The following is a 6,147-nucleotide window of genomic DNA, read 5'->3' as shown; positions in this document are numbered from 1 at the left end:
GCGATCGGTCAGGGCGTGGATCTGGGTCGTGCGCCCGCCGCGCGAGCGGCCGATGGCTTGGTTCTGTTCCCCCCTCTTTACCCCCGGCGGCGCAGCGGCGCGCTTTCGCGGCGGTGAGGTCGATCAGCACCTGGGAGGGCGCGCCGCCGGCTTGCGCCAGCGGCTCGAACAGACCGGCCCAGACGCCCTTGGCCGCCCAGCGCACGAAGCGGTTGTAGAGCGTCTTCTTCGGCCCGTAGACGTCCCGCGGCGCCTCCGTCCAGCGACCGCCGGACTTCAGCATAGGGACGATGCCGCTGATCACCCGCCGGTCGTCCACGCGCTCCTTGCCCCGCGTATCATTCGGCAGATGCGGTGCGATTCACGCAAACTGCTCGTCCGTCAGCCAGAACGGATCCATCGGCTCCTCCCACGGAAGCCGTGAGTCACACCCAAGCGGTTCGCGCCACCGTTATGGGTCCGGACGGTGGCACTACTTTAGCAGACTGGTTTCAGGGTGGCAGGTTGAGATCGGCGTCACAGTGCGGGCATCGTCGCGACGGCGGCCGACCGAGGTGATCCAGGATGGCTTGCCGGATCGCTGGCATCGAGGGCTGAGGCGGCGGGCAGCCGATTCTTTTTTTCCGCCCTGCTGCTGCCAGGCGCCGGGATTGGAGGAAGGCGTAGGCCATCATCGTCATCAGCGCGTGCCGATGCAGCCCGGTCCAGAATCGGCCCTCGAAGTGGTCGAGGCCGAGTTCCTCCTTCATCTGCTGGTGGGCCTGCTCGCAGATCCAGCGCGCCTTGATCGTTGCGGCCAGCTGCTTGAGGGTCGCGTCGGCGGCCAGGTTCGAGAGGTAGTACTTGCGCTCGCCCGAGCCGCGCTCCTCGCGCACCAGCCAGACCTCGTCGCCGGGCAGGTGCAGGTTGCCCAGTGCGCCGATCCTCTGGGCCGGGCCATCGGCCATCCGGACGCGCAGCGCGCAGAAGCGAGCCCGCAGCCGAAGCGCAGGCCACCCTCCCGGACCCGCTCGATCTCCGCGACCGCGATCTACAGCTTGGTGCGGGCCGCGCGCAGGCCCTCGGGTACGTCGGCCGATACCATCCGATCCGGGTCGCCCGTTCAGCCCTCGGGCAGGAACAGCGCCAGACCGACCACTACGGGCACTTCGCCACGCGCCAGCGTGAGCGACACCAGCGTCTGGCCGTTGGCAGTCTTGCCCAGCGTCGTAGCGTATTGCGGCGCCACCCCGGCCGAGCGGTCACCCTTCCTCGGCAAAGCGGCCTCATCCTGAGCTTGTCGGAGGATCATCGACGACCTGGACCGCATCCAGGCCGCCGACGAGGCGATCGGCCTCGCCGAGCAGCGCCCGCTGCAGCGGCGCCTCATCCCAGATCCCGGCCGCGATGAAGTAGTGGAGCCGGTCGTAAGGGATCCCCTCGGCCCGGGCCGCCATCGGCTGGACGCTCTTGCGATCACCGAGGCCAATCAACCCGGCGACATAGAGCGGGCACATCGCCCGGCGTGCTGGATGCGACAGGCCCGCCAGGAATGGCTGCAGCCACCGATCCAGATCCTCACGCCATCCGCCAGCACTTGGCGCCGCGCGCACCCACGCTCATGGCCGCGGTATGCGAATTTGCAAAAACCGCCCGCGTTCCTTCAATCTGCCAAAGTAGTGGTAGGACTAAGGCCCACAACTTCGGCATCGGTCCGATCAAGATCTCAGCAAAGCTTGGTGATATCGATCGTAAAGCGTCCGATGCAAAAATTTACGGTTCAGTTCCAATATCGTGTCGGTTCAACGATATTTTGACATAATTTACAAGTGATTCGAATTTCTAGACATACTTTCATTCATATATGTTCCTCATTTTTTGAATTACGCCCTGTATTGACCGGTCTCTCTGGCTAAAAATCTATTAATAATGTGCGTTCTATCTGATGACTGATAGCATTCGCACCGGATAACCTAAAGCTTTTGTCAGGTTCTAGGGTAAGACAAAAGATAGGATTTGCCTTATCCCGCAATTTGACTAAGATCCACCGCATTCCAGCGCCTCCATGGCAAGAAGGCTAAGTGTTGTGCAACTACGTCAACGCGTCATCAATTTTAAATCGCTTGGAATATACAGAAATAAATATAGATTTCAAGCCGATTTGATAAATAAAAGCTTATTCTTCGACCATTTATACTATATTTCCCAAATTCATCCAGCGCCGGAAATCGCGCCGGCATTCCACTACGCGACGGTTGGATGGAAGCTTGGTCTCATGCCGAGCAAGCATTTTGACACGGGATTCTATTTGTCGCGATATGGGGACGTCAAGGAAGCGGGCATTAATCCGCTCGTCCATTATCTCACGCACGGCGCGCGTGAGGGCCGTATACCGCACCATCGATTCAACCGGGCTTTGTTTCTGTTGCATCATGCGCACCTGTCAGATCAAAAGATCGACGCAGCGGCAGAATGCCTCAAGCTTTACGGTGGATACGACTGGGGCAGCGAATCCCAGCCGCTGATGCGGTCGCTAATGCTATTCAATGCCGCGTGGTACGTCGCATCTTCGCCAGATCTTAATATCTCACAGGACGACGCTTATGATCACTACATGTGGATTGGTTGGCGGGAGGGCCGTGATCCGAATCCCTTATTCGACACGGACTGGTACCTTGCCACCAATCCCGACGTCCTCCAGGCAGATATCGACCCACTGACGCATTTCGAAGCGGAAGGCTATCTGGAGGGGCGAAAGCCGAACCCGTTGTTTGATACAACGTGGTACGCTCAGGTATACGCTGACATCGGGCGGCGACACATCAATCCCCTGGTGCATTTTATCGTATATGGCGAATGGGAGGGGCGTGATCCTCATCCACGGTTCAGCACTGCTTGGTACAGAAACACCTATCCAGAAAGTGTTGCGTTTCAGTGGGGCGTATTTGCACATTATCTTCGTGTCGGACGTAGCTTAGGTTGTCGGCCGCACCCTGTATATTCCGATGTTTTGGTTGCGATACCTGATGAAATCGAATTGGCTGCGGCTAAAAGATACCGGACCCATTCTGCGCCGACACCAATCGATCCTTACGCCTCTTGGCTCGAAGTTAATCAGAGCTTGCAGGCGGATCGATTGTTTCTCGAGGAGCAACTTGCCGCTCTGGCGGATCGCACGTCCCTGATTTCGATTCTCATGCCGGTATATCAATCCGATTTGGAATTCTTAAGCGCAGCAATCGAGAGTGTACGTTCGCAGATCTATCAACGATGGCAGCTCTGCATATGCGACGACGCCAGCCCGAATGAAAAGGTCGCCGATTTAATCGCCTCCTATGCAGCCGCGGATCCGCGGATCATCTGGACTCGCTCCGCGACAAACGAGAACATCAGCGGCGCGTCGAATCGTGCCGCTGCACTCGCAACCGGCGAAATCCTCACCCTTCTTGATCATGACGATCTCTTGCACCCGCATGCCTTGGCGGAAATCGCAGTTTATTACGCCCTCAATCCGGAGGTAGATTTCGTCTATACTGATGACGACAAGATCGACTTGGCCGGGCGGAGGTATGCGCCTCAATTCAAACCGGACTGGAGTCCCGTGCTCCTCCTGTCATTCATGTATATAAGTCATCTATTGACGTTCAAGCGATCGATCTTCGAGCGTGTCGGTGGTTTCAGGATCGGCTTCGAAGGATCGCAGGATTTTGAGCTTGCGCTGCGGATGAGTGAACATACGAATAAAGTCGGCCACATTCCACGCATCCTCTATCACTGGCGCGCCGTTTCGGGATCAACAGCGACCCGAGGTGATGCCAAGCCCGAGGCCTTTGATCGGGGGCGGCGTGCTGTGCAGGAAGCGTTTGACCGCCGAGGCATCACGGCGCAGGTGGTTCATCCCGAATTCGCGCGGATGGCCAAGATTGGCGTCTTCGAGCCGCAGTTCCCGGATGACGGCCCGAGCGTCACCATCGTCATACCGACCAAGGACAAGCCTGAACTCCTGCGTCCGTGCATCGAGAGTTTGAAGCGCACGACATACCGGAATTTCGACATTCTGATTGTCGACAACGAGAGCAGTGATCCCGACGCGTTGCGCTATATGGCGGAATGCGGTGCCAAAGTGTTGCGTGTGACGAGCCCCAAGGAGGGTTTCAGCTTCGCCCACACCATCAATACCGGCGTCGCCGCGGCGGCCGGGGTTTTCGTTCTCCTCCTGAACAACGATACCGAAGTCATCACGCCCCGGTGGCTCTCGCAAATGGTTGGTTATGCACAGATGGCGAAGGTCGGCGCCGTGGGCGCGCGCCTTCTTTATGGGGACAAGCGCATCCAGCACGCCGGCATCACCCATGGGCTGTTCGAAGGCCTAGCGGGTCATAGCTTCAAGCTGCTCCCCGACCACGATCTCGGTTACATGGGGCTGGCCCGGGCGACGCGGGAGGTCGCGGGCGTGACTGCGGCCTGTCTGCTCACACCCAAGGCGCTGTTCCAGGACATCGGCGGCCTGGACGAAGATAATTTTCGGGTCGCCTATAACGATGTGGATTATTGCTACCGGCTCGTCGACGCCGGTTTCAGCTGCATTCAATGCGGATCCGCTGAATTGTATCATCATGAGGGCAAGAGCCGCGGCCAGTGCGACGATCCTGCCGAAGAACGGGCGATGCGCCGTAAATATTCTGGCCGGGTGGACCGTTTCTACAATCCGAACCTGACTTTGCGTGACGAACAGTTCGGGGTCGCACGGACGCATGTGGCGCGTTCTTTCAATCGACCGATCCGCACGCTGTTCGTCAGCCACAACTTTAACCTCGAAGGTGCACCGAACAGCCTTTTTGAAATCGCCAGCGGGCTCTCGGCGCGGGGGCGCGCAGCTCCGGTCGTGATCTCGCCGAGCGATGGGCCCATGCGCCATCGCTACGAGAGGGCGGACATTTCGGCGACGGTCATTGAGCATCCGCTCCTCGCGTGGCCTTCTGAGGCTGAAACGACGGCGCGCCTACGTAGGTTGGGAGAGACCTTTCTCGACGCTGGTATCGAGGTGGTGGTGGCCAACACCGCCGACAGTTTTTGGGCGGTCGAGGCAGCCCGGCTCGCCCGCCTCCCTTGCATCTGGATCATCCACGAGAGCGAACCCTGGAACACCTATTACGCCCACTTGCCGAATCATCTGGAGGCGATGGCCTACCGCGGATTCGAGACCGCCTATCGCGTGGTGTTCGTGGCTCGTGCGACGTTCGAGGCATGGACGCCGCTCGACACCCGCGGTGCTTTCACGCTGATTCGGAACGGGCTTAACGCGACGAAGCTGCGCGCCGCACTGGATAAGGTCGACCGCGACGCGGCGCGGGCGCGGATGAATGTCGATCCGGCCGCCATCGTGTTTACCGTTGTCGGAACGGTCTGCGAACGGAAAGGGCAGCTGGACATCGTCCAGGCTTACTCAACCCTTCCCGACGGGCTGGCCGCCCGTACCGAGATCATGATCGTAGGCGATCGCCCTGGTCTTTATAGTGAGACGCTTCACCGAGCCGTGGACAATCTCCCAAGGGAGCGGGCGCGGCGCATGCACATCGTTCCAGAAACCGCTGAAGTTCCGACTTATCTAAAAAGCAGTGATGTGTTCATCTGCTCAAGCCGCGTTGAGAGTTACCCCTTGGTCATACTGGAAGCGATGGCTTCTGGGCTACCAATCATCTCTACCCCCGTTTGGGGTATTCGCGAACAGGTTCGTCATGATTATAACGCTCGCTTCTACGAACCGGGTGCCGTGGCCGAGCTCGGCCGTCACATGGCTCGGTTGATCGAAGATGACGACCTCCGCTGCCGCTTCGCCGAGCGATCACCGGTCATGTTCGACAGCTTACCCGGCTACGACTTTATGATCGACGAATATGGGTCTATCGTGGAACAGGCGGTTGGGACATGTTCGTGACGGTTGCTGACGAGAACGACTGGACCATATGCGGCATCGTCGGATGCATCGGTCCGCAACGTCGCGAGGATTTGGTGGGCTGGCGATTGACTTGGCCTTATACCAACCGACGGTGCTGAGGATTCACGGGGTTTTCGCAGCGCGGCGACTATGACTCGATGGGCCAAACCAAGAGGGTTTGCCATGTCGGCTGCCGTCTCTCCGGGCGCAGATTTTGCCGCCGACAATCT

General features: G+C 59.1%; 1 protein-coding gene and 2 pseudogenes. 1 reads left to right on the top strand and 2 read right to left on the bottom strand.

The genetic code is table 11. The features are described from left to right. Positions 1-361 (bottom strand): annotated as a pseudogene (locus AAHG09_RS31495) (transposase); the annotation flags it as partial. 155 nt (positions 362-516) lie between these two features. After that, a pseudogene (locus AAHG09_RS31490) lies at positions 517-1,541 on the bottom strand (IS701 family transposase). A gap of 713 nt (positions 1,542-2,254) precedes the next feature. On the opposite strand from AAHG09_RS31490, the gene AAHG09_RS31485 reads away from it, so the two are divergent. Further along, the gene (locus AAHG09_RS31485) at positions 2,255-5,917 is read left to right on the top strand and encodes a glycosyltransferase (protein ID WP_342112257.1); all 3,663 of its coding nucleotides are present in this window, start codon (positions 2,255-2,257) and stop codon (positions 5,915-5,917) included. Positions 5,918-6,147: the final 230 nt, after the last annotated feature.

Origin of the sequence: Methylobacterium guangdongense, from assembly GCF_038442355.1 — a bacterium.
In the GTDB taxonomy this organism is placed as follows: Bacteria; Pseudomonadota; Alphaproteobacteria; order Rhizobiales; family Beijerinckiaceae; genus Methylobacterium; species Methylobacterium guangdongense.
This window is presented reverse-complemented; position numbering and strand designations above follow the sequence as displayed.

Excerpts from the sequence above, each read along its gene's own strand:
- AAHG09_RS31485 (WP_342112257.1), top strand. The coding sequence starts at position 2,255 with ATGCCGAGCAAGCATTTTGACACGGGATTCTATTTGTCGCGATATGGG.